This is a genomic window from Terribacillus sp. DMT04 (assembly GCF_019056395.1).
GTDB classification, from domain to species: Bacteria; Bacillota; Bacilli; order Bacillales; family Amphibacillaceae; genus Terribacillus; species Terribacillus aidingensis_A.
The window spans coordinates 3029479-3052977 of sequence record NZ_CP077639.1; the positions used below are offsets into that span (position 1 = coordinate 3029479).

The window sequence follows — 23499 nt, forward strand, 5'->3', positions numbered from 1 at the left end:
ACGGAAAAACAAACTAGGGAGCTGATGTATATGAAAATCTTGATTATTTCCTATTATCCGCTTCCGTATGTCGGAGGATTATGGACAGTTGTAAGAAACCTCCGCAATGAGTTAACAAGAAACGGACATGAAGTTGATATCCTGGCACAAAATGAAGAAATGACAGAATATCGAATTATTGGCCAAGAAGCTCCTTTTAAAGCGGCCGACGTCAAGCCTATTATCGAAGAGCAGATGCTGGCGTCTTTTCCAAAGCTGGAATCATACACATCCATTTATCTAACAGAGGTTTTGAAATATAGCTTGGAATTAACCGGGCTGGCATTAGACTTATCCAAATACGAGATAATTCACGCACAAGATATCATTGCAGCAGCTGCTATCGACCGTATAAAACCTGCTCACATTCCTATCGTTACAAGTATTCACGGCTATCTTTCAAAGGAAATAGCGCTATCAATTAAAGGACGTCATCCAAAAATAGAACCTGCAGAACTATATGAGAGCTTTGAATACCAATATAACGTGCACTTGGAGCATATAGGCTGTCATGTTAGTGAGTTGATCCACACACCAGCCAATATTACGAAGTTGGATATTATGCAGCAGCATCACCTATCAGAACAACGATTTGTTCAATTTCCGTATGGAATAGATATAGAAGCTTTCCGGCAGAGTCCGCAGCAGCTAGAGCTTATACCCGCTAAGAAGAAACCCGTTATTTTGTTTGCGGGAAGAATTGTCCAAGTGAAAGGTGTGCACATTCTGGTGGAGGCCTTGAGACAGCTAAAAGCAGTCACACCAGATTGGGAATGCTGGATACTTGGCAGCGGAGATGCTGTTAAATCAATTAAGAATCAAATTAAGGATGCAGGTCTGTCAGCAGACATTAAACTCTTTGGTTCCATACCAAATGTAAAGGGCTTTCTGGATACTGCCGATATCTTTGTTTCACCAAGTCTGCAGGATACACAGCCGTACTCCGTTATAGAAGCACAGCTTAGCAGTCTGCCTGTAGTTGTCAGCGATGCCGGCGGCTTACCTGAGATGGTGCAAGAAGGTGTAACTGGACTGCTCTCAGAGACTGGTAATCCAGAAAGTCTGGCACAGCAGCTAGCTCGTTTGCTTCAAGACGCTCCACTTCGCCAACAGCTCGGCAACCAAGCGAAACATTGGGCCGAACAGCAATGGTCGCTTATAAATATGGGAAACAACACCATCAACTTATACAAAAAAGCACTCGGGCTTCCGGAGTGAACCTGAAAATCGAATCACCTGCCATGGGTTGGCTGTCCCTTTCACAATGGAGTACGAATCATACAATAAAGTATCTTCATTAGAAAGGAGGACATCACCATGACTATACTTCTTGATGCAAGAACATCCCAGAATGCTAGTACGTCCGGTTCCATTGCCTCACCGATTGCAACCGGTACACCAGTTTTATTTGGTCAGATTGGTCTAGTCGTAACAGAAGCAACAACTCCGATTCGAACACAGCTAAGCGGCATCATCTCTATACAGCTTCCCCTGCTTCCTTTGCTGACTAGCGTGACAGTTAGAATCGTACGAGGTACAGCACCAACAGATCCAACTGTATTTTCAGCTGTTTACAACCTAGACCTGCAAATACTTGGACCGCAGTCGTTTAACTTTAATGGATCAGACATTAACGTTGCACCGCCAGCGAGCGGGCAGCTCACGTATACTGCGTTCGTATCAACGAACTTAATTGGAGCGATTCGAGTAGGTCCAGAGAGCTTTAACGGAATTTCGTTTGCCGAGTAAAACTTCAAGAGGATGAGCAAATTTTGCTTGTCCTCTTTTCTAATAGCCCTGCCTAATCTGTCGCTGCTTTCATATTGTATTGTAGAGAGGTGGTGAACTATATGGGTTATTATTGGCCAGACTGCAAGATTAAACCGAGACGCAAATATATATGCAAGCAAGAAGAATGCTGCGAAAAAGAAGAGGAAAAACATGCGTGTGATTGCGACAAATGTGATCACAAATGTGAAGGTGGCACAAGATGGGGTGCCTCATTCCTGACACCTCCTTCCCCGCCATTCCCTTATTAATAAATAGCTAACGGCATCTGTATAAGGTGCCGTTTTCTACATACTTTTTCATGTTAGAAAGCGATTCGGGCAGGGTAAACAGGTACCGTAATAACAGAGGAGGTACCATAATGAACCCGAACTATGAGAAGTGTATCCAAGCCTGCATCGAATGCATGGAAGCGTGCAACAGCTGTTATGACGCGTGCTTATTGGAAGATAACGTTAAGATGATGGCAGATTGCATCCGGATGGATCGCGAGTGTGCGGATATGTGTGCGTTTGCTGTTCAATCGATGCAGCGAAACAGTCCGTTTGCCGAGCAAGTGTGCACTCTTTGCGCAGAAGTATGCCAAGCTTGCGGCGAAATCTGCCGCCAGCACGAAGCAAAACATTGCCAAGATTGCGCGGATGTGTGCTTTGCGTGTGCAGATGCTTGCCGTACAATGGCAGCGTAATGCAAAAAAGACTGCCATTTCTATTAGGCAGTCTTTTTCATTATTCTGGGTATGCTAAGTTTAGCGCTGAAGCCGTCTTGAAAAAGACTCGACCAGCAAGACAATCGCTGCTGCGGCATGTAGGATCCAGCCGACAAAAGGAATCCAGCCGAGACAGGAAGCAACTATCCCTACAATACTGCCGCCAAGCGGTCCTTGCACCCGGACAGCCAACAGAAGTGCAATAATATGCAAAACAAGCATGATAATCAAAGGCATCCAGCCATTTGATACAATAATAATTGCACCTAAAACAGGAACTGCCAAGATAGCTTCCATAATTCCAGTAATCAGTTTCATCGTTCTCACTGCAGACATTCTATTCCGCCTCTCTATACACCTTTTCACTTACTTACATATACGTATCATACCGGAAAATGTTTCATACAGAAAAAGTTCTATTCAACTAGCATATTCTGTCGTATAATGGTACGTCTAGTTTTTTAAAATACGTAGTAGAAACAAGGGAGATGACAATGACAAAGAAGCCGATCATTCAATTCAACAATGTCATAAAGCAATACGATAAAGAAGCCACCATCTTAGACAGCGTCAGTTTCGAGATTGAGCGGGGTAAATTTTATACCCTTCTAGGTCCCTCGGGCTGCGGAAAAACGACGATACTCCGTTTGATTGCCGGTTTCACAGAACCGACTTCTGGCGATATGCTGTTTGATGGGAAACCGCTAAACAAAATACCTGCCAATAAGCGTTCTGTAAATACGGTATTCCAGGACTATGCTCTATTTCCACACTTAAACGTTTTTGAGAACGTCGCTTTCGGTTTGCGCATTAAGAAAATGCCGCAAAAGCAGATTGACGAAAAAGTAACCGAAGCATTGCGCTTTGTTAATCTTGCAGGCTACGAAAAACGGGAAATCAGCGAAATGTCTGGCGGACAGCGCCAGCGTGTGGCTATTGCTCGCGCTGTCGTCAATGAGCCGGAAGTAATCCTTCTGGATGAGCCATTATCAGCTCTTGATTTGAAATTGCGTACGGAGATGCAGTACGAGTTACGTGAGATGCAGCAGCGTCTTGGCATCACCTTTATCTTCGTTACCCATGACCAAGAAGAAGCATTGGCACTTTCAGATGAGATATTTGTCCTGAATAACGGTAAAATTGAGCAAAGCGGCACGCCAACGGATATATACGATGAGCCAATCAACCGCTTTGTGGCAGACTTTATCGGAGAATCCAACATTGTTGATGGACGGATGATCCGTGACTATGAAGTAGAGTTCACCGGCAAGCGATTTGCTTGTGTAGACCAAGGTTTACAGCCGAATGAACCTATCGAAATTGTCATCAGACCCGAGGATTTGCATATAACAAGCGCAGATTCCGGTAATTTGCGCGTTAAAGTGGATTCCCAGCTGTTCCGCGGCGTTCACTATGAAATTTCCAGCTATGATGAAGCTGGAAATGAATGGCTTGTCCATTCAACGAAGAAAGCAGTAGTCGGCGAAGAAATCGGTCTCGCCTTCGAGCCGGAGGCCATTCACGTTATGCGTCTGAATGAAACAGAAGAAGAATTTGATAAACGACTAGAGGCATACAGTGATGGAGAATAAATCAACTCGCAGTCTGTATATGGTCCCTTATATTATCTGGATCGCTTTCTTCGTTATCGCACCGATTCTGCTCGTGTTGTATTATTCTTTCCAAGACTTGAATGGTGATTTCTCACTAACAAATTATCAAAATTTCTTTACTCCAATCTATTTGGAAATGACATTAAGTTCATTTTGGTATGCATTTTTGATTACACTTGTTACGCTGCTCTTTGCTTACCCAACAGCTTACTTGCTGACAAAGCTAAAACACAAGCAGCTTTGGCTGCTATTAATAATTGTGCCAAGCTGGATTAATTTGTTGTTGAAAGCTTATGCTTTCCTTGGTATTTTCGGCACCTACGGGATGGCAAATAAATTGCTTGAAGCAGTAGGTATCGGATCCAGACAGCTGTTATTCACGGATTTCAGCTTTGTGTTCGTTGCCGTATATATTTTCATTCCGTTTATGATTCTGCCTATCTTTAACTCGTTGGACAAGCTGAATCCAACCTACTTGGATGCAGCAAACGACTTAGGCGCTTCCCGCTGGACGACATTCCGAAGAATTGTCTTCCCGCTAACAATTGATGGTGTGAAAGCAGGATGTCAGATTACATTCATTCCGGCATTGTCTTTGTTTATGCTGACTCGTCTTATTGCAGGCAGCCAAGTTATTACACTCGGTACCGCAATCGAACAGCAATTCCTTGTCACGCAGGATTGGGGCATGGGATCAACAATTGCCGTCTTCCTGATCATCTTTATGTTCATTGTTATGTTTGCAACTGGAACAAAAAGGAGGAGAGCACGTGGATAAGAGAATTTCTCCCCTGTCACGGATATTTTTAATTGTTATGTTTGCACTGCTTTACTTACCAATCTTTTATTTAATCTTTTATTCCTTTAACAGCGGCGGAACAATGTATGGATTTGAAAGCTTTACGCTTGATTGGTATCGCGAGCTGTTTCAGAACACCAGACTGCTTATTATTGTGTTGAATACAGTTGTTATTGCGCTGCTGTCTGCTTTGATTTCAACGATTATAGGTGTGCTGGGTGCTATGATGATTAATAAGGTGCGTTCTCACCGGGCGAAAGACAGTCTATTGTCTTTGAACAATATACTCATTGTCAGTCCGGATGTTATTATCGGTGCCTCTTTTCTAATATTGTTCACAATAGCAGGCTTAAAACTTGGCTTTTATTCGGTATTGCTTTCGCATATCGCTTTTAGCATTCCGATTGTTGTGCTGATGGTCCTGCCAAAGATTTCGGAGATGAGTCCATCTCTTCTGGATGCAGCAAGAGACTTAGGCGCTTCTCGCTGGGAAGTCATGACCAAGGTAGTGATACCTTATATCACTCCTGGAATATTCGCCGGCTTCTTTATGGCGTTAACTTATTCACTGGATGACTTTGCCGTTACGTTCTTTGTAACCGGGAATGGCTTTACAACATTGTCAGTAGAGATCTATTCGTTAGCAAGACGTGGTATTTCATTAGATATAAATGCACTGTCCACCATTATCTTTCTCATAACAATGGTCATCGTGGTTATTTATTATCTAATTACAAACCGGACCAAGAAAGCACCTGATGTGGAGGTGTACAAATGAAACAACTTGTTCGTTTGGCTGTCGTAATTCTGGCAGTATGCGGTATTCTGCTTTTCACAATCTCCCGTTTGAATGCCTCGCAAGGCTACTCGGGCAACAATACGCTTACTGTGTATAACTGGGGCGACTATATTGACCCTGAAGTGTTAGACAGCTTTGAAGAAGAAACTGGTATCACGGTCATTTATGAAACATTTGATACCAATGAAGCGATGATGACAAAAATTCAGCAAGGCGGTACAAGCTATGATATTGCCGTTCCTTCTGAGTATATGATTGAAAAGCTGAAAGAAGAAGATCTGCTGCTGCCAATTGATCATAGCAAGATTCCGAACTTGAAATATATTGACGAACGTTTCTTAGATTTATCATTTGACCCGGATAATAAATATTCAATTCCTTACTTCTGGGGAACCGTAGGAATTGTTTATAACAGTAAACAACTGGACGGTATGGAGATAAACAGCTGGAATGATCTCTGGAATCCAGCTTTAAAGAATGAAATTATTTTCACCGACAGTTCTCGTGAAATTATCGGCATGGGACTAAACAGCCTTGGCTATTCGCTGAATGATACAGATCCCGATCATTTGCAAGAGGCTTATGATAAGCTAGTCTCTCTAAAGCCGAATGTGAAAGCACTGCTTGGCGATGAGAACAAGATGCTGCTTGCATCCGGCGAAGCGTCTATCGGCGTTGTTTGGTCCGGTGATGCATCCGAAATCATGGGGGAAAATGAAGATTTAGATTATGTGCTTCCAGAAGAAGGTTCCAATCTTTGGTTTGATAATATGGTTATACCAAAAACAGCCAAGAATGTTGATGCTGCACATGCGTTTATTAATTACATGCTCGATCCGAAAGTTGCAGCAAAAAACACCGAGTACGTAAGCTATTCCACACCGAATGAGGAAGCATTACAATATATGCCAGAAGAAATGGTGAATGACAAACGTTTCTACCCATCACCTGAACAAACGGAACGGCTCGAAGTTTATGAGAACCTTGGACCAGAGAAGCTGGGTCGCTTTAATGAATTATTCCTCAAATTTAAAATGGAATAAGCAAAAGGCATGTGTCTAGTGACACATGCCTTTTCGCTTTATATTAGGACAAGTCCGCTCCATCTGACGCAATTACTTTTTTATACCAATGGAAGGATTTCTTCTTGCTTCGCTCTAGTGTACCGCTTCCATCATCGTGCTTATCCACATAAATGAAACCGTAACGCTTCGAATACTCCCCAGTAGATGCACTCACCAAGTCAATGCAGCCCCAGCTTGTATAGCCCATCAAATCAACACCGTCTTCTATCGCTTCTCCCATTGCTTGGATGTGATCACGTAAGTATGCAATGCGATAATCGTCATTAACACTGCCGTCTTCTTCCACTTTGTCATACGCACCAAGACCATTCTCAACAATGAATAATGGTACTTGATAACGATCATACAGATCATTCAGTGCAATTCGCAAACCTAGTGGATCAATTTCCCAGCCCCAGTCACTTGCTTGAAGGAAAGGATTCTTCACACCGGCCATAAAATTCCCCTGCGCCTTTTCTTCCTCAGATTTCTTCATTTTCTCAGTACGGGACATGTAGTAGCTGAAGCCGATATAATCAACTGTTCCATTTTGAATTGCTTCCAAGTCACCTTCTGCAATTTCAAGTTCTACCCCTTGCTCCTTCAAGAAACGCTTAGCAAAAGCTGGGTAAGAACCGCGTACCATCACATCGCCGCAATAGTTATTGAACAGGCGTGCTTCCTGATTGGCATAAAACACATTTTCCGGATTGCTGTCAAAGGCATAAACAGGTGCATAAATGATCATACAGCCAATCTGTGCTTCAGGGTTCACTTCATGGCAATATTGTACTGCTTTTGCACTAGCTACAAACTGATGATGAAGCCCTTGTACAACAGACTGATATTTATGCTCACCAGGCTGGATGGAGAATCCAAGGCTCATAATTGGCATGATAAGTCCGCTGTTAATTTCGTTGAATGTCATCCAATATTTCACTTTATCTTTATAACGATCCAGCACAGCTTTTGCGTAGCGTTCAAAGAATGTGATAACTTCCCGGTTCTTCCAGCCGCCATATTCTTTTACCAAGTTAACCGGCATCTCATAATGCGAAATCGTGACAACTGGCTCGATGCCATGCTTATGCAGTTCATCGAATACACGGTCATAAAACGCCAGTCCTTCTTCATTTGGCTCCAGCTCATCGCCTTGCGGGAAAATACGCGTCCAAGCAATCGACATCCTGAATACCTTGAAGCCCATTTCGGCGAACAACGCAATATCCTCTTTATAGCGGTGATAGAAATCAATTGCTTCGTGGTTTGGATACGTATACTTGTCTGTATCTATTTCAAAATTAAAGCCAGGTTCAGCTAATATGCGCAGGCGCTGCTTACCACCTGGCAGGACATCTGCAATGTTTAAACCTTTATTCCCTTCATGGAAGCCACCTTCCATTTGGTTAGCGGCAGTAGCGCCGCCCCAAAGGAAGTCTTTTGGAAATACTGTCGTTTTTGTCATTGTTTTTCTCTCCTTCACAAATTAAGATGCTTCTTTCGACGTTTCATTCGGTACTGCTAAGTCTAGTAATGCCTCTCCAGTACGAACTGTCCCTTCTGCAAGCTGATTAACATCTTCATACTCTGCAGTATTCGTGATAATGACTGGTGTAATTAAGTCATATCCAGCAGCCTGAATGGCTTCTCTGTCAAAGGACAGCAGCTTCTGTCCTTTTTGCACTTTGGCTCCTGATTCAATATGTGCTGTGAAATGTTCCCCATTTAATTTGACAGTATCAATACCTACATGAATTAGCACTTCCGCACCACTTGAACTTTTTAAGCCAATCGCATGCTTGGTTGCAAACACTGTAACGACTTCTCCATCAATTGGTGAAACAACTTCACCTGCTGATGGGAAGATAGCTGCACCTTTTCCCATAATCTCCTGTGCGAATGTCGGATCACTAACTTCCCCAAGCGGTCGAACTTCTCCTGTAAGTGGGCTTGCAATAACTTCCGATGTTTTGTCTGTTACGATTGTTTCTTCTTTTTCAACCGTATCTTGATCTGCAGCTGTTGTTTCTTCAGCAGGAGCAAGAACATCTTCAAAGCCAAGAATCCACGTAACTACTGCTGCTGAAACGAATGCTAACAACAGACCAAGAAGCGCAAAGACAAATTCAGGTCCTATTAAGACAGGAATACCCGGAAGACCAACAATTCCTGCCACGATATAAGCTTTCACATCTGTAATTCCGTAAAGAGCTCCGCCGATTGCTGCACCAATCAATGCAGCTACGAACGGTTTCTTTAACTTCATGTTCACACCATACATAGCTGGTTCAGTAACACCCATTACTGCAGTTATTGCTGTTGTATAGGACAATGATTTAAACTTTTTATTCTTCGATTTAAGTGCAACCGCAAAAGCTGCGCCCGCTTGTCCGAAATTGGCAAGGAACATCGCTGGAATAATGTAATCATAGCCATTGACTGCAATGTTATTAATAACGATTGGCGTAAACGCATAATGCATCCCAGTCATGATAATTAGAGAGAAAGTACCTGCAAGCAGAATAGTAGCCAAAATACCTGCGTGCTCAAACATGAAACTCATGCCAGTAGATAGATAGTTTCCTAAAATTGCTCCTAGAGGTCCTACTGTTATTAATGTGACTGGTACTACAACTAACAAAGTTACTGTTGGGACAATAATTAGCTTTAGTGATGCATGTGTTATACGATCAATCCATTTCTCTACATAAGAGGCAATCCATATAGCAAGTAAGATTGGTATCACCGTAGATGAATACGTTGCAATCGTTACCGGCAATCCAGCAAAGGAGATGTCTCCTCCTGCTGCAAACATCGCGGTAAGCGTTGGATGCAGGATGGATGCAGCTATCGCAGCCGCTACAAACTGATTAGAACCGAACTTACGCGCTGCACTGACCGCAAGCAGGATTGGCAGGAAGTAAAAAGCACCGTCTCCTATGACCGTTAAAATCTGATAAGTTTGGGAAGTATCTTGCAGCCAGCCAAATGTAAGCAGCAATGCAGTAATCCCTTTGATCATCCCTGCTCCAGCAATCGCTGGAAGTATCGGTGTAAATACACCCGAGATAACATCAAAGATGGAACTAATCACGTTTTTCTTTTCTTTCGATTTTGATGCACTTTCTGTATTGCTCGATTCGCTTAACCCGCTGTTCGCAATGATTTCTTTGTAAACCTTTGGCACTTCATTCCCGATGATCAGCTGGAATTGGCTACCGCTAATATTGGAACCAAGCACACCATCTACTTGCTCCAACGCCTGACGATCTGCTTTGCTATTGTCATAAAGATTAAAACGCAGACGTGTCATACAATGAATAACACTTTGAACATTAGCCTCCCCACCTACTAATTGCAAAATTTCTTCAGCTGTTTTACGATGGTTCATGTTAGACCCTCCATTCGGGGATAGTATGATGAGGATAAAGGATGCCGCCTTTATCCTTTTTTCGCAGATAAGCCCTCTTTGGTACACAAAAAAACCCAAACTACACCCCATGCACAAAGTCGCCTTTGCTTAAGGAATATAATTTAGGTTTTGCCTGCTTATCAGTAACAATCCTAAAGGATAGTTGTATGCTGTTTTGTATTACACTCATAACTTATCATGTAAGCGGATACTTGTCAACGCTTACACTGATTTTAATCTGGCATGACGGAGATAATTTGCATTGTTCTAATATAAAAAACAGAATCACCATCTTTTATAGCGATATGATCCGGTTTTGCATCAATAAGAATGCCACGGTAGCTGTCACCCGGGGATTCCACGACCACTCTTCCGCCGGTTAAACTTTGTAATAGTTGAAATACATATGGTTCTGCTGTCACCTGATTTGTTTGAAAATGCACACCTATCCCTCCTTTATGTTTTACAACATATGCCTAGCTGAGATAGATGTGCCATACATTAAGCATGCAAAGCTTGTTTTAGCTTAGCAACTCCTTCTTCCATTGCTTCACGTGCTTCTTCTACGTGCGCCGAGAATCCGGCAAAACCGTGAATTAAACCTTCATAATTCTTAACAAATACATCAACACCCTCTTGCTGCAGCTTGGCTGCAAAAGCTTGTGCTTCATCTCGAAGCGGATCAAACTGAGCAGTCAAGATTGCTGCTGGCGGCAATGTATGCAGCAGATCAGAATGAATTGGAGCTGCATGCGGATGAAGTCGATCTGCTTCCGTCCGGTAATAATGCGATCGGAACCAAGTCATCAAGTTCTTCGATAATAAATATCCTTCTGCATTTTCATTTAGCGATGCTGGTTCTTCACCAATGTACCCAGTAGAAGGATATAACAGCAGTTGGAAAACTGGCTTCTGTTCTCCTCTTTCCTCTGCCAGCAGACAAACGACAGTTGCTAAATTCCCGCCTGCACTGTCACCGCCTACGGCAAGCTTGCTGCCCGCAATCCCCAGTGCCTCTGCATGGTCTGCTATCCATTGAAACGCATCATACGCATCTTCTACAGCTGCTGGGAAACGATGTTCTGGCGCCAGTCGGTAGTCAACGGAGATAACTGTGCACGCTGCCAAGTTGGCAAGCTCACGACACGTTGCATCATGTGATTCAATACTGCCAACAACCCATCCGCCACCATGATAAAAAACAAGAGCAGGCTGTGTCTTATCCTCTGACCGATAAATTCGGATTGGTACTGATCTGTCTTTTAAATCAATTGTTTGATCTTCTACCTTAGCAACTTCTTGTTTTGGTCCATCGCTTTGCATTCTTGCCTGACTCCGAAACTGTTCAGGCGACACGTTTTCCAGCGATATTGGCTGCGCATTTACCTCCTCCAAGAATGCTTTAATCTTTGGATTTAATTCCATTATTCGAACTCCTTCCCTTTCCTTCTTACTAAAATATTTTCCACTATTCCCCTATAATTTAAACACAGCTGCATTGCGGCAGTCTTCCAGAAGGTTTACAATAAATGAATGGATAAGGATGGGGGTACTGTACGTGAAGAAATCAACAGTCATTTGGTTAGGCATTGCTTTGTTTGCGGCGGCGTTAAATCTTCGGCCTGCCATTAACTCTATCTCTCCGCTCATCGAAACGATTCAATCTGAGTTACATATGAATGCATCTAGCGCAAGCCTGCTCACCTCCATACCCGTTTTATGTATGGGCGTCTTCTCACCTGTGGCAGCAAAGCTAGCCAATCGGTTCTCGCTTGAATATGTTATTGCCTGGTCATTAGGTGTTATTGGCATTGGTACGGTAATCCGCTTATTTTCTCATACTTCCTCATTTCTGCTCATGACAGCTTTTTTAGCAGGAATAGGTATTGCTGCAGCTGGCCCGCTTCTTTCCGGTTATATAAAGAAGTATTTCCCTCACAATAGCGCATTTATGATCAGCATTTATACGGCAGCATTGGCAGTGGGTGCAGGTTTCGCTTCCGGCGGTGTAGCACCTATTCAGCGTCTATTTGACTCATGGCAAATTGCGCTGGCATCCTGGTCCTTGCTGGCATTGCTTGCAATTGTAATCTGGGTTTTAGTGGTACTGCCTCAGAAAAAAAATGATCGTGCTGTCCAGACTTTCGGCGGTGCTGAGAAGTTACCGTGGAATCAGTGGAATGCATGGCTGCTCACCTTTTCTTTCGGCGGTATGGCTTTCATCTTTTATTCTTTGACCGCCTGGCTGCCCCCTATTGTTGAGAATATGGGCTACAGCAAGACCTATGCAGCCAATCTGCTTGTTATTTTCATGATTCTGCAGGTTCCTGCTAATCTAGCAGTACCTTACTTACTAAACAAAATTCCGAGCCGTTTGTTCTGGCTTGTACTGGCGGCTATTTTTGAAATGATTGGCTTTGGCATGATTTTATTCTCCTTGATGCCTTGGCTGGCCGCATGCTTTATTGGTCTCGGTGCAGGCGGACTGTTCGCGATGAACATGCTCCTTCCCATCGACGTAACCTCCACGCATCAAGCAGCTGCTTCTTGGTCAGCGATGGTGCAGGCTATAGGTTATATTATTGGTTCGTTCGGTCCAATAATTTTAGGCGCGGTAAATGATATGACCGGCAGCTTCTCTTACTCAATTTTCGTTTTGATTGCTGTCAATCTGCTCATGATTGTCATGCAAGTGTTTTCGGTTAAACGAAACTTTCATAGTTTAAAAAAATCCTCTTAATCGGTAATTGGATGATTACCAGTTAGCTAGATTGGGTATCTTATAACTACAAACCCAATCACAAGGAGGATTAATCATGAGTTCATTAACCAGAGACGTTTTCACTACCTATGCCGAGGAAGATTCATTCGAGCTAGAACCATACTTAGATCATCTGTTTGAAATGAATGAAGAGGAATCCGATAACGAATAAAGCAAGAGAAGCAGCGAGTGCAAGACAGCTGCTTCTTTTTAATGTGCCTACTATTTCTGCTCTTTTTTAAAAAACCTTCACCTTTTAGGTTTAACTTTCTGCACAGAGGGAATAATTCATGTAACCCCCTTAACTAAATTTTTTACTTAAACTGTATTCAACGTTTTGTTGGATACTTTTTTGTGTAAAAATACGGAATGCAATATGCCTGTAGCGTACCTATTCTCCAATTCTTTTACGTTTCTAAAAAAACACCAAACTTACATACATCCTCTTAAGCGAGATTGCATATAAGTTTGGTGTTTTCCAATTATTTTCTGTCATTACACACTAAAGTCTTCTGTAATATAACTTTGGTAAAACTTATTCGAAGGTACTTCGTAGCCAGTTACGGTGCCAAAGCGCCTCATCATTACGGCATTCCAGGCTAAGAACCAATCCCGATCTTCGTGTATCTCATCAAGCAGCATTGGTGTCATTTCCACTCGCCCATCAAACAGATGAGCTGCCAGCTTAGCTAGGCGAAGTAAGTCGGAATCCAGTTCATAGTCATTTAACATCCTTTTATATGCAAACTGGCAGCTCTCAATTTGAAAGTACGATCTGAACAACTTGTCCAGCCTGCTGTCTCCTGCCATTAGGTATAGAACAGCAAGGCACCCTTTATTCTCCAGAGCTTCTGCATTCTTAACGTCCGCTCTTAATAGTTGATATTTGATTTCATGATTTTCATCATGGAATTTAATATACACATTTCCCCCTCCTTCCGTCAGTTCTGCGTGTCACCTGATAAAATTGTTGTTCCCTATCCTGGCTGCATTAAACAAAAAAGGCCCTGTCGGAAACCGACAAGGCCTAAATAATTAAGATGATGTGTAAGAACCGCCGTTAATATGGATGGCTTGCCCTGTCATATAAGAAGCTTCATCTGAAGCAAGCATCACATAAGGCCACGCATGTTCAGATGGCTGACCTGGACGGCCCATTAAGCTGTCTTGGCCAAACTGTTCAATTTTATCTTCGCCAATTGTAGCTGGAATGAGCGGTGTCCAAACCGGTCCAGGCGCAACCGAATTGGCGCGAATCCCTTTCTTGATAAGACTTTGTGCAATACTGCGTGTCCACGCTGTAATTGCCCCTTTGGTCGCAGAGTAATCCATGAACATTGGATTTCCGCGATAAGCATTAATAGAAGATGTACTTATAATCGAGTCACCAGCTTTCATATGACGGACGGCAGCTTTCGTTAAATAAAATTGGGAGAAGAAATTGACTTGGAACACTTCCTCAAATTGCTCAGAAGAAATCTCCAAAACATCCTCTCTCACATATTGAATTGCTGCATTGTTTACGAGAATATTAATCTTCCCAAATTCCTCAACTGTCTTTTCGACTAAGTTGATACAATGCTCTTCAACTTTAATATCTCCCGGCAGCAGCAAGCAGCGTTTTCCTTCCGCTTCTACAAGTCGCTTCGTTTCCTCTGCATCTTCCGTTTCATCAAGGTAGGAAATGGCAACGTCTGCACCTTCCTTAGCATATAAGATCGCTACTGCACGGCCTATACCAGAATCTCCGCCAGTTATAAGGGCTGCTTTTCCTTCCAATCTGCCAGCACCTTTATAGTCGAGCGGCTGATTCGGCAATGGGTCCATCTTCGCTTCTATCCCGGGTTGACGATCCTGCTGGTGGGTACTAGTTTGGCCATTCATCATATCTTTTGGTTTCATGGGGAAACGCTCCTTTTTCTTAATAATGGATACATTACTTTTCCTCTGTTTCCCCATTACAAAACGTCAATTGCAATTCTAACGCCATTGCTTGGTCAAGTGCTGAATCTGCTGCGGCGTCGTGCGGCAGCACCCACCAATAATTTGCGCACCAGCTTTATACCATTCCGAAGAGCAGCCAGCCAGTGTTTCCAATCCCTCTGTACCTGACCATGTTTTAGACACTGCATCATACTGTTCACCTGAGTTTGGATAAACAATGATAGGTTTTAATGTATGTTTTCTTAGTTCTTTCACAGCGTCTGTCACTACCGAAATTGGCGCACAGTTTAATCCAATTGCTGCAATCTGGTCACTGCTAGCCGCCAATTCTGCACAGCGGTTAAGAGGAGTTCCATCACTAATATGATGCGCATCCTGATGCGTAAACGTAAGCCACGCGGAAGAATTCGGATATTCTTTTAGCAAATCAATTAAGATTTCCGCTTCTTGTAACGATGGAATTGTTTCAAAAGCCAGCAGATCGGCGCCAGCTTCCAGCAAAGCTTGCATACGCGGTTTATGAAAATCTTTCAGTACCTTATCGGATACTTGATAATCTCCTCGATATTCCGAACCGTCTGCCAAAAAGGCGCCATATGGACCCACAGATCCTGCAACGAGCGGTAACACTTGATTAGGAACTTTTGCTTCTTGGCTATAAATCTCTCTTGCTTCTGCTGCTAACTTAACTGTTTTTCCAATCAAGTTCAGCGCTTCTTCCTCCTCCAGCCCCCGAGACTGGAAACCCTCAACAGAAGCTTGATAGCTGGAAGTGATGGCACAATCGGCACCAGCTCGGAAATAGTTCAAGTGTGTTTGGCGAATCAATTCTGGCTGCTCCAAAAGAATGCGTGCTGACCATAAGGGATCCTCTAGATTGCATCCTTGTCTTTCTAATTCTGTTCCTAATGCACCATCAAGAATCATTACTTTATGCTTGTTCAGCAGTTGTTGAATCGGATTGCTTGGCATGACGTTGTCTCCTCTTCTTTGTATATTCGGTAATATAATAAGCAGCGTAACAAAATAGCACGAATGGGATTGTACAATACAAGGCAATCACTTGAGTAGGATCAAATGCGATACCGATAACAGACGCCAGGCATAACAAGAAAGCTGTAATCGGCACAACTGGATACCATGGCGTTCGGTAGCCAAGTTCTTTGTCCGCATGCCCCGCTTTGCGAAAACGGCGCCGGAAGAAAAATTGAGATAAAGCAATACTCATCCATACGGCTACAACCGCAAGACCAGAAACAGATACTAAAACAAGATAAATAGTTTCCGGCGCAATGATACTCGACAGTAAAGCGAGTGCTCCCCCTCCCATGCTCCAGACAGTCGCGCGCAGCGGGATACCCTGTTTAGAAAGCTTGGCAAAGTACTGCGGAATAAGCTTTTTATCTCCCAATGACCACAGCATTCTGCTCGAAGCATATAGCCCTGAATTCGCAGCCGAAAGGATTGCTGTTAAAATAACAAAGTTCATCACATCCGCAGCATATGGTATCCCAACGCGTGACAGCACCGTTACAAAGGGACTTTCCAGCACACCGGCTTCTTGAAAAGGAAGCAAGGCGGATAGCACTATAATGGTCCCGACAAAGAAGATAACCAGTCTGATGACTGTGGTACGAATTGCTTTTGGCACGGTTTTCTGCGGATCTTCTGTCTCTCCTGATGCAATACCAATTAACTCGGTACCAGAAAAAGCAAAATTAACTGCCAACATTGTCAAAAGAATGGCAAAAGCTCCATTAGGCAGCAATCCAGCATCCGTAAAGTTCGTAAACAATGGTGCCGTTTCTGTATCGTGCATCGGGATAATTCCGAAAATGGCAGCTGTGCCAATTAAGATAAAAAGAATAATAGCAGCTACTTTTACGAATGAGAACCAAAACTCCGATTCAGCAAAAAAGCGCACGGCAACACTATTTAAAAAGAAAACTAAACCAGCAAACAGCGCACTCCAAATCCATACATTGATCTCTGGAAACCAGCGCTGCATAAGCAGTCCGGCAGCTGTAAACTCTGAGCCTAAAGCTACTGTCCACGTCAGCCAGTACAGCCATGCAACAACATATCCTGTTGCTGGTCCTATGTATGTATGTGCATAGCTGTGAAATGCTCCTGTTTCAGGCATATGTACAGCAAGTTCGCCTAAGCAAAGCATAACGAGGTAAACAACTAACGCTCCAATTAAATAGGCTAGCACCGTTCCAAAAGGACCAGCTTGTTGAATTGTATAACCAGAGCTTAAAAACAACCCTGTCCCAATGACACCACCGAGTGAAAGCATAATAAGATGACGCGTCTGCATGTGTCGTTTAAAATTTCGTTTCGATGTCATATGACAGCCTCATTTCTATCAATCTAAGTATTTTGTCAACAAAAAAAGCACACCCAAGAGGATGTGCTGAACTGACAAATAATCTGCGAACGTCTCATCTATCAGGTGGCATCCACCCGCTGGAATTAGCACAGTATCCTTGCGACCTGTTGCTGAAGCTTCACCGGGCCAGTCCCTCTGCTTCTCTGGATAAGATTATGGAATTGCATTTACAATATCAGCGGCTGTCAAAAATGTCAATAAAATATTTAGAATTGAAGCACTTTTACTTCATATGGTTTTAACAAATAGTGCCCTTCTAATGAGCCACCTTGAAGTATATCTTGATATGTTTGATCCATTTCAATTGCTTTTTCACTTTCACTAAAGTTCATGATAAAGACAAAAGTGGTGTGGGCATGAAACCGGACTTGGACAGAGACATCTGCTTCCTTCTTAATACGAACAGGCGCAACGATATGCTCCTTTAACAGCAACTCCTCGTAGAAATCCTCTTGAAATGCATCTTCCAGCCTAGCACCAATATAATAAGCACTGCCCTCTCCATAAGCATGTTCGGTGATAGCAGGTGTGCCTGCATAAAAGTCTTTTTCATAGCTGCCAATTGCCTTTGCTCCATGAAGTTTTAATACAGTGGCATAGTCTTTTAATTCATACGCCTTCCCTTTGTACTCTACACTGTTGCGATCCGCCGGGTACAGCGTGTCTGTTTCGGCAGGACGCAATCCAAAGATATCTGCGAGTTTTTCCTGCCAAGCACCAGGGTGCACTAAGTCATGCTCGTCTGCCACACCGCTAATATAGGTCATCACGAGTCGGCCGCCCGCTTGCACAAACTTCTCTAATTTTTCTGCAGTCTTGTTTTCCATCATATAAAGCATAGGTACAACCAATAGCTTATACTTTTGGAAATTGTGTGTTTTTCCAATCACATCTACCGGGATATCACGTTTCCAAAATGGCCGATAATGTGCATGCATCGTCTTGATATACTGCTTGGAATCCAACCCATATCCTTGCGCATCCTCTAGCGCCCAATCGTTTTCCCAATCATAAAGCAAAGCCACTTCCGCCGTCCGATGCGCACCTGCTAAGCACGCCAGTTTTTCCATGTTTGCGCCGAGTGCTGCTACTTCACGGAAGACACGGTTATCCGGCGAACGATCATGATCGACAACAGCTCCATGGAATTTCTCCGTTGACCCACGTGATTTACGCCACTGAAAATATAAGATGCTATCCGATCCATGGGCAATCATTTGCATCGAGGAGAGTATATGCATTCCAGGCCGCTTTGCTTTGTTCACCGGATGCCAGTTGACCATACTCGGTGTGTTCTCCATTAAAAGAAACGGCTGATCTTTCATCGTACGGTACAAGTCATCGATAAACCCTACCTTCATTGCCAGTTCGGCTGTTGTTTCCCAATCGTTATGCCAAGTCGGATACGCATCCCAGCTGATTACATCAATTTTATCTGCAAATCGCTGATAATCCAGACCACGGAATGGTATTAAATCTGGGGTGTCTGCCATAAAATTTGTCGTTACCGGGATATCCGGTGTAAGCTCACGAATCGGAACCATCTCATTTTCCATGAACCGGATCGTCTGATCTGTCACGAACCGCCGCCAATCCAAGCGCAAACCATGGACACCATCCTCCCCATTCGGTGATGGAGATTCTACTTGTTCCCAATTTGTAAAGGCATGGCTCCAGAACGGCCCCCACCACGCATCATTTAACGCATCCAAACCGCCATCGTAGCGCTCTTTTAACCACTCACGAAAAGCAGTCTGACACCGATCACAATGACAATCACCGCTGTATTCATTGGAAATATGCCATAACAGCAACGCTGGATGCTCGCCGTATCTTTCTGCTAGTTTCCGATTCATGTTTTGGGTCTTTTCTAGATAAGCAGGAGAGGTGAAGCAATGATTATGCCTGCCACCATGCAGCTGCTTGACTCGAGCTGCGTTAACCCGAAGAACATCAGGATACTTTTGTGACAACCACGCTGGACGCGCTCCGCTTGGGGTAGCCAGAATTACCTTCCCACCAAAAGCATGAATATCATCGAAAATCTTATCCAGCCATTCGAACGTGTACACACCTTCCTCCGGTTCCAAAGCACTCCACGCAAATATACCGATAGAAAATGTATTCGTGTTTGCTGCTTGCATGAATTGAATATCTTCTTTTAAGACATCAGGATATTTCAGCCATTGATCTGGATTATAATCTCCGCCATGAAGCAGAAATGGTACGTTTATATTACGTTTGTTGTTTGTCATCTCCGTTTCCCCCTGCACTTAGTAAGCGTTTACAATATATGATACGCCAATCATCTCTATTCTCCTTCTTAAAAGAAGTAATCCTTGCTACCCCCTTACGCATATAGTACACTAACCGTAACTTAATTAATTAAATTAATAAAGTATACCAAGGAGGTTATATCATTATGACGAATATCCCTAATTTGACAGCTGAGTTCCAGAAGATCTTCCAAACAACAGAAACACCTCGCCGCTTCTTCGCTCCGGGCAGGATCAACTTAATTGGTGAGCATACGGATTACAATGGCGGTCATGTCTTCCCCGCAGCCATTTCCTATGGTACGTATGCTCTAGCAGCTAAACGCCAAGATAACTTACTGCGATTTTATAGTATCAACCTCAATGAAAGCGGTATCATAACTTCTACTTTAGAAGATCTCAGCTATCGTGACGAAGATGACTGGGCGAACTATCCAAAAGGCATGCTGCTTTACTTACAGCAATATGCTGACAAAATGAATGCTGGCATGGATATTCTTTTTTACGGAAATATACCGAACGGCGCAGGCCTCTCCTCTTCTGCTTCTATTGAACTTGTAACCGGCGTCCTGGCGGATCACATGTATGACATTGGGATTGACCGAATTCCACTCGTTCAGATTGGGCAGCGCGTTGAAAACGACTATATTGGCGTGAATAGCGGGATAATGGATCAATTCGCAGTCGGCATGGGTAAACAGGGGCACGCTATACTGCTAGACTGTCAATCGTTAGATTACCAGCATGCCCCAGTAGATTTAACCGAGCACGTCATCTTGATAGCGAATACGAATAAACAGCGGGCACTATCAGGTTCGAAGTATAACGAACGCCGCTCCCAATGCGAAGCAGCACTGCGAGATTTGCAGCAGCAATTGTCTATTCAAAGTCTCGGAGAACTTACACCAGAAGCATTTGAACAGCATTATACACTGATTAGCAATCCAACCCACATAAAGCGCGCCCGTCATGCCGTTTATGAAAACAATCGAACAATCGAGGCCTTGAAGCGGCTGCAGAAGCATGACTTGACCGCTTTCGGGGAATTGATGAATGAGTCGCACCGTTCATTGCGGGATGATTATGAAGTAACTGGTAAGGAACTAGATGCACTTGTGGAGGCTGCCTGGTCACAACAAGGTGTTCTTGGAGCCCGCATGACAGGTGCCGGATTTGGCGGCTGCGCCATTGCGCTTGTTGAAAAAGACAAAGCAGACGCTATCCAGGCAGGGATTCAACAGCGTTATGAAGAAGAAATCGGATATAAAGCAACTTTCTATACGGCAACAATTGGTGATGGCGCTAAAGAACTAGCATAAGGGATGTGAGACAGATGATTTATTCAGATATCGAAGCTTTATTGGAACAAACATGTCAAGAAGGTTTAATCAAGGAACGAGATAAAACGTATGTACGTAACCAAGTGATTCACTTGCTCGGAATGGACAATTACCCAATGCATAAAATACTGACGAGCGAAGGATCTATACCTGATTTAGTTGATCGCATAATAGATTACGCTGTTAATGAAGAAATCATTGATAATGTACTAGATGAGAAGGAGATGCTTGCTGCATCCTTAATGGATTGCTTTATGCCTCGTCCTTCTACTGTTCAGACACTATTTGATCACTATTATGACGAATCACCTGAAAAAGCAACCAACTATTTCTATAATCTAAGTAAGAACAGCAACTACATTCAAATGAATCGAATCAAGAAAAACATTTCTTATAAAGCGCAAACAAAATACGGAGAGATGGATATTACCATTAATTTATCCAAACCCGAGAAAGATCCAGAACAAATCAAACGCGAACGAATGATAAAACAAGACGTTTCGTATCCTGCTTGTGTGCTGTGTAAGGAGAATGAGGGCTACGCGGGGAGAATCGGCTACCCTGCACGTTCTAACCACAGACTCATTGAACTCTCCTTGCAAGATGAAACGTGGTACCTCCAGTACTCTCCTTACGTGTACTATGAAGAGCACAGCATTGTGCTGTCAGAGGAACACCGCGACATGAAGATAAATGAAGAAGCATTTGCCAGATTGCTCGAGTTTGTCGAACAGTTTCCCCACTACTTTATTGGTTCTAACGCAGATTTGCCTATTGTGGGAGGTTCTATATTATCGCATGACCACTACCAAGCTGGGCGATATACATTTGCTATGACAAATGCAGAAGAAAAGTACACATTTTCTATACACGCCCACCCTGAAGTGAAAGCTGCCGTACTCAATTGGCCGCTCTCTGTCATTCGGCTGCAAGCGAGTGACAAAGAAAAGCTGACTGCAGCTGCTGAGAGTATTTACTCGTTTTGGTATAACTACGATGATTCCAATGCAGAGATTCTCGCTTACACAGATAAAACACGCCATAACACGATTACACCGATTGCAAGGAAGCGTGATGATTTGTATGAAATAGATCTTGTTTTACGCAACAACCGAACGTCCGCTACGCATCCGCTTGGTATCTTCCATCCACATGCAGATGTTCATCATATCAAAAAAGAAAATATTGGCCTGATTGAAGTGATGGGACTAGCGGTACTTCCTCCCCGGCTCAAGGAAGAGCTGGAGACAATTTATAAATTCTTAGCTGGCGAAGTGGAGGAAGTAGATCCTGCCCAACAGGACTGGGCGCAAGAACTGCGCGATAAGCATGGTTTTCTGCACAACCTGGAATACGCAGAAGAAGTAGTTCGCAAAGAGTTAGGTGAGAAATTCGTCCGAGTGCTTGAGGACGCTGGTGTTTTCAAAGATGATGAAACCTTCCAGCGCTTTATTACGAAACTAAATCAGAAAGTGGTGTCGAATTGATTGAAAAAACTCCATTACAAGATGATTGGACATTATATACAGTTACCAATTCAAGCGGCATGAAACTTGAAGTACTAAACTTCGGGGGTATTATTACTTCTTTAGAAGTTCCAAATAAGCATGGAAAGTCAGAGAATATCGTGCTAAGTTACCGCAATTTGGAGGATTACAAAGATAATCCGAATTACTTTGGCGCGCTTATCGGACGAGTAGCTGGTCGTATAGAAGATGCCCAATTTGAGTTGAATGGCAAGGTTTATCCACTGCCCGCAAACGAAGGCAATCACCATTTGCATGGCGGGCCGGAAGGGTTTCATCAAGTTCTTTGGGATGTAGAGACTTTCGAGCACGACCGAACGAATGGCCTCCGACTTTCCTACACAAGTGCGGATGGTGAAGGAGGCTACCCTGGTAAATTAAACGTAGTCGTCACGTACACATTGACTGAGGATAATAAGTTCACCATTCTTTATGAAGCGACGACTGATCAAGCTACACCTGTGACACTAACCAATCATACCTACTTCAACTTGAGCGGCGGCTTAAAAAGATCCATTGCAGAACAGCAAGCAATGGTTGCCAGCAGTTATTTCACAGAGCTAGATGAAGAGCTCATCTCTACAGGAAAGCTGTTGGATACGGAAGGCTCCCCCTTCAATTTGCAATCATTTAGAACGCTAGCCGATATTTTCAGTGCATCTCATGAACAGCTTCGGCTGGCTGGAGAAGGTATTGATCATTACTTTTTGTTCTCTAACAACGAGAAACCGAAAGCTGGCTTATATGATCCGGCAAGCGGCCGTCTAATGACAATCGACTCCAACCAACCGGGTGTTGTTTTGTACACGAGCAATGGTCTTGATGATACATTGGAATTAAAAGAACGCCAATCAGAGAAATATTTAGGAATATGCTTTGAAACGCAAGCTTTTCCTGCCAGCTTGCATCACAGCGGCTTTCCCGATATTATTCTGCAGCCAGAAGAGAAGTATGAGAAAGAAACTATCTTCTCTTTTTCTATTAAATAAAAATCTAAGGAACAGCTAATCATTCGATTAGCTGTTTTTCTGTGTCTT

At 43.3% G+C, this 23499-nt stretch carries 21 protein-coding genes and 1 riboswitch; of the genes, 11 read left to right on the top strand and 10 right to left on the bottom strand.

The window, feature by feature from the left end; translation table 11 throughout:
- Nucleotides 1-30 precede the first annotated feature (30 nt).
- From KS242_RS15665 to KS242_RS15675, 3 genes are all read left to right on the top strand, one after another.
- Nucleotides 31-1257 (top strand): glycosyltransferase family 4 protein, encoded by a 1227-nt coding sequence (locus KS242_RS15665; protein WP_217322190.1) that lies wholly within the window; start codon nucleotides 31-33, stop codon nucleotides 1255-1257.
- Between the two features lie 99 nt (nucleotides 1258-1356).
- Complete coding sequence (locus tag KS242_RS15670) at nucleotides 1357-1788, top strand: hypothetical protein (RefSeq protein ID WP_217322191.1); 432 nt, start codon at nucleotides 1357-1359, stop codon at nucleotides 1786-1788.
- 400 nt (nucleotides 1789-2188) lie between these two features.
- The gene (locus KS242_RS15675; RefSeq protein WP_217322192.1) at nucleotides 2189-2515 is read left to right on the top strand and encodes a four-helix bundle copper-binding protein; all 327 of its coding nucleotides are present in this window, start codon (nucleotides 2189-2191) and stop codon (nucleotides 2513-2515) included.
- Nucleotides 2516-2575: 60 nt separating this feature from the next.
- Here KS242_RS15675 and KS242_RS15680 read toward each other — a convergent pair whose 3' ends face one another.
- Nucleotides 2576-2872, bottom strand: coding sequence for a hypothetical protein (locus KS242_RS15680; protein ID WP_217322193.1), 297 nt, complete (start codon nucleotides 2870-2872; stop codon nucleotides 2576-2578).
- A 158-nt stretch (nucleotides 2873-3030) separates the two neighbouring features.
- Here KS242_RS15680 and KS242_RS15685 point away from each other — a divergent pair, with 158 nt between their 5' ends.
- The 4 genes from KS242_RS15685 to KS242_RS15700 are packed head-to-tail and all read left to right on the top strand — an operon-like array spanning nucleotide 3031 to nucleotide 6790.
- Complete coding sequence (locus KS242_RS15685) at nucleotides 3031-4128, top strand: ABC transporter ATP-binding protein (RefSeq protein ID WP_217322194.1); 1098 nt, start codon at nucleotides 3031-3033, stop codon at nucleotides 4126-4128.
- Complete coding sequence (locus KS242_RS15690) at nucleotides 4118-4927, top strand: ABC transporter permease (RefSeq protein WP_217322195.1); 810 nt, start codon at nucleotides 4118-4120, stop codon at nucleotides 4925-4927. Before KS242_RS15685 ends, KS242_RS15690 begins: the two co-directional genes overlap by 11 nt.
- A 37-nt stretch (nucleotides 4928-4964) precedes the next feature.
- Nucleotides 4965-5726 (top strand): ABC transporter permease, encoded by a 762-nt coding sequence (locus KS242_RS15695; protein WP_371747642.1) that lies wholly within the window; start codon nucleotides 4965-4967, stop codon nucleotides 5724-5726.
- Nucleotides 5723-6790, top strand: coding sequence for an ABC transporter substrate-binding protein (locus tag KS242_RS15700; protein ID WP_217322197.1), 1068 nt, complete (start codon nucleotides 5723-5725; stop codon nucleotides 6788-6790). The genes KS242_RS15695 and KS242_RS15700 overlap by 4 nt, the downstream gene beginning before the upstream one ends.
- A 43-nt stretch (nucleotides 6791-6833) precedes the next feature.
- Here KS242_RS15700 and KS242_RS15705 read toward each other — a convergent pair whose 3' ends face one another.
- From KS242_RS15705 to KS242_RS15720, 4 genes are all read right to left on the bottom strand, one after another.
- Nucleotides 6834-8276 carry a glycoside hydrolase family 1 protein gene (locus tag KS242_RS15705; RefSeq protein WP_217322198.1) on the bottom strand — a complete coding sequence of 481 codons (1443 nt, stop codon included), beginning with the start codon at nucleotides 8274-8276 and terminating at the stop codon, nucleotides 6834-6836.
- Between the two features lie 21 nt (nucleotides 8277-8297).
- The gene (locus tag KS242_RS15710) at nucleotides 8298-10202 is read right to left on the bottom strand and encodes a beta-glucoside-specific PTS transporter subunit IIABC (RefSeq protein WP_217322199.1); all 1905 of its coding nucleotides are present in this window, start codon (nucleotides 10200-10202) and stop codon (nucleotides 8298-8300) included.
- 254 nt (nucleotides 10203-10456) lie between these two features.
- The gene (locus tag KS242_RS15715; RefSeq protein WP_254391735.1) at nucleotides 10457-10666 is read right to left on the bottom strand and encodes a DUF2642 domain-containing protein; all 210 of its coding nucleotides are present in this window, start codon (nucleotides 10664-10666) and stop codon (nucleotides 10457-10459) included.
- 58 nt (nucleotides 10667-10724) lie between these two features.
- A complete protein-coding gene (locus KS242_RS15720; RefSeq protein ID WP_217322200.1) occupies nucleotides 10725-11648 on the bottom strand; it encodes an alpha/beta hydrolase in 924 nt (307 codons plus the stop codon).
- Nucleotides 11649-11781: 133 nt separating this feature from the next.
- Between KS242_RS15720 and KS242_RS15725 the strand changes: the two genes are divergently transcribed.
- Entirely contained in the window at nucleotides 11782-12963 is a 1182-nt protein-coding gene (locus KS242_RS15725; RefSeq protein ID WP_217322201.1) for an MFS transporter, read from the top strand.
- 516 nt (nucleotides 12964-13479) lie between these two features.
- Here KS242_RS15725 and KS242_RS15730 read toward each other — a convergent pair.
- From KS242_RS15730 to KS242_RS15750, 5 genes are all read right to left on the bottom strand, one after another.
- Nucleotides 13480-13908, bottom strand: a complete 429-nt coding sequence (locus KS242_RS15730) for a hypothetical protein (RefSeq protein ID WP_217322202.1) — start codon at nucleotides 13906-13908, stop codon at nucleotides 13480-13482.
- Between the two features lie 111 nt (nucleotides 13909-14019).
- Nucleotides 14020-14886 (bottom strand): SDR family oxidoreductase, encoded by an 867-nt coding sequence (locus tag KS242_RS15735; protein ID WP_254391736.1) that lies wholly within the window; start codon nucleotides 14884-14886, stop codon nucleotides 14020-14022.
- A gap of 78 nt (nucleotides 14887-14964) precedes the next feature.
- Entirely contained in the window at nucleotides 14965-15900 is a 936-nt protein-coding gene (gene mmuM, locus KS242_RS15740; RefSeq protein ID WP_217322203.1) for a homocysteine S-methyltransferase, read from the bottom strand.
- Nucleotides 15860-17278 carry an S-methylmethionine permease gene (gene mmuP / locus KS242_RS15745; protein WP_217322204.1) on the bottom strand — a complete coding sequence of 473 codons (1419 nt, stop codon included), beginning with the start codon at nucleotides 17276-17278 and terminating at the stop codon, nucleotides 15860-15862. The genes mmuM and mmuP overlap by 41 nt, the downstream gene beginning before the upstream one ends.
- A 91-nt stretch (nucleotides 17279-17369) precedes the next feature.
- Nucleotides 17370-17474, bottom strand: a riboswitch (SAM riboswitch).
- A 52-nt stretch (nucleotides 17475-17526) separates the two neighbouring features.
- Nucleotides 17527-19575, bottom strand: coding sequence for a beta-galactosidase (locus KS242_RS15750; protein ID WP_217322205.1), 2049 nt, complete (start codon nucleotides 19573-19575; stop codon nucleotides 17527-17529).
- A 167-nt stretch (nucleotides 19576-19742) separates the two neighbouring features.
- Between KS242_RS15750 and KS242_RS15755 the strand changes: the two genes are divergently transcribed.
- The 3 genes from KS242_RS15755 to KS242_RS15765 are packed head-to-tail and all read left to right on the top strand — an operon-like array spanning nucleotide 19743 to nucleotide 23451.
- Nucleotides 19743-20915, top strand: coding sequence for a galactokinase (locus tag KS242_RS15755; protein ID WP_217322206.1), 1173 nt, complete (start codon nucleotides 19743-19745; stop codon nucleotides 20913-20915).
- Nucleotides 20916-20929: 14 nt separating this feature from the next.
- The gene (gene galT, locus KS242_RS15760; protein WP_217322207.1) at nucleotides 20930-22423 is read left to right on the top strand and encodes a UDP-glucose--hexose-1-phosphate uridylyltransferase; all 1494 of its coding nucleotides are present in this window, start codon (nucleotides 20930-20932) and stop codon (nucleotides 22421-22423) included.
- Complete coding sequence (locus KS242_RS15765) at nucleotides 22420-23451, top strand: aldose epimerase family protein (protein ID WP_254391737.1); 1032 nt, start codon at nucleotides 22420-22422, stop codon at nucleotides 23449-23451. Before galT ends, KS242_RS15765 begins: the two co-directional genes overlap by 4 nt.
- Nucleotides 23452-23499: the final 48 nt, after the last annotated feature.

Bases quoted from the DNA above. Each gene is read 5' to 3' on its own strand.
- KS242_RS15665 (WP_217322190.1), top strand. From the start codon at position 31: ATGAAAATCTTGATTATTTCCTATTATCCGCTTCCGTATGTCGGAGGA.
- KS242_RS15670 (WP_217322191.1), top strand. From the start codon at position 1,357: ATGACTATACTTCTTGATGCAAGAACATCCCAGAATGCTAGTACGTCC.
- KS242_RS15675 (WP_217322192.1), top strand. From the start codon at position 2,189: ATGAACCCGAACTATGAGAAGTGTATCCAAGCCTGCATCGAATGCATG.
- KS242_RS15680 (WP_217322193.1), bottom strand. From the start codon at position 2,872: ATGTCTGCAGTGAGAACGATGAAACTGATTACTGGAATTATGGAAGCT.
- KS242_RS15685 (WP_217322194.1), top strand. From the start codon at position 3,031: ATGACAAAGAAGCCGATCATTCAATTCAACAATGTCATAAAGCAATAC.
- KS242_RS15690 (WP_217322195.1), top strand. From the start codon at position 4,118: ATGGAGAATAAATCAACTCGCAGTCTGTATATGGTCCCTTATATTATC.
- KS242_RS15695 (WP_371747642.1), top strand. From the start codon at position 4,965: ATGTTTGCACTGCTTTACTTACCAATCTTTTATTTAATCTTTTATTCC.
- KS242_RS15700 (WP_217322197.1), top strand. From the start codon at position 5,723: ATGAAACAACTTGTTCGTTTGGCTGTCGTAATTCTGGCAGTATGCGGT.
- KS242_RS15705 (WP_217322198.1), bottom strand. From the start codon at position 8,276: ATGACAAAAACGACAGTATTTCCAAAAGACTTCCTTTGGGGCGGCGCT.
- KS242_RS15710 (WP_217322199.1), bottom strand. From the start codon at position 10,202: ATGAACCATCGTAAAACAGCTGAAGAAATTTTGCAATTAGTAGGTGGG.
- KS242_RS15720 (WP_217322200.1), bottom strand. From the start codon at position 11,648: ATGGAATTAAATCCAAAGATTAAAGCATTCTTGGAGGAGGTAAATGCG.
- KS242_RS15735 (WP_254391736.1), bottom strand. From the start codon at position 14,886: ATGAAACCAAAAGATATGATGAATGGCCAAACTAGTACCCACCAGCAG.
- mmuM (WP_217322203.1), bottom strand. From the start codon at position 15,900: ATGCCAAGCAATCCGATTCAACAACTGCTGAACAAGCATAAAGTAATG.
- mmuP (WP_217322204.1), bottom strand. From the start codon at position 17,278: ATGACATCGAAACGAAATTTTAAACGACACATGCAGACGCGTCATCTT.
- KS242_RS15750 (WP_217322205.1), bottom strand. From the start codon at position 19,575: ATGACAAACAACAAACGTAATATAAACGTACCATTTCTGCTTCATGGC.
- KS242_RS15755 (WP_217322206.1), top strand. From the start codon at position 19,743: ATGACGAATATCCCTAATTTGACAGCTGAGTTCCAGAAGATCTTCCAA.
- galT (WP_217322207.1), top strand. From the start codon at position 20,930: ATGATTTATTCAGATATCGAAGCTTTATTGGAACAAACATGTCAAGAA.